Below are 225 nucleotides of genomic sequence, written 5' to 3'. Positions count from 1 at the left end.
TTGAGAGAATTGCTCCCTCAAAACTAAACAAACAAGCGTACAACTATGTGGATTACATCCACAGTACGAATCGAAAGATTCGCATTCCGATTGCCCTTAGGCAATATCCTTAGAAAGGAGGTGATCCAGCCGCACCTTCCGATACGGCTACCTTGTTACGACTTCACCCCAATCATCTGTCCCACCTTAGGCGGCTGGCTCCAAAAGGTTACCCCACCGACTTCG

Annotated in this window: 1 rRNA gene; it reads right to left on the bottom strand. The window is 48.4% G+C overall.

Features of this window, described 5'->3' with window-relative positions:
* Nucleotides 1–113: 113 nt before the first annotated feature.
* Nucleotides 114–225 (bottom strand): 16S ribosomal RNA (locus tag M3593_RS23910); the annotation flags it as partial.

This window comes from Mesobacillus sp. MER 48, assembly GCF_023714225.1.
Classification (GTDB): Bacteria; Bacillota; Bacilli; order Bacillales; family Cytobacillaceae; genus Mesobacillus; species Mesobacillus oceanisediminis_A.
The sequence above is the reverse complement of the archived record's forward strand: the minus strand, read 5'-3'. Positions and strand labels throughout refer to the sequence as shown.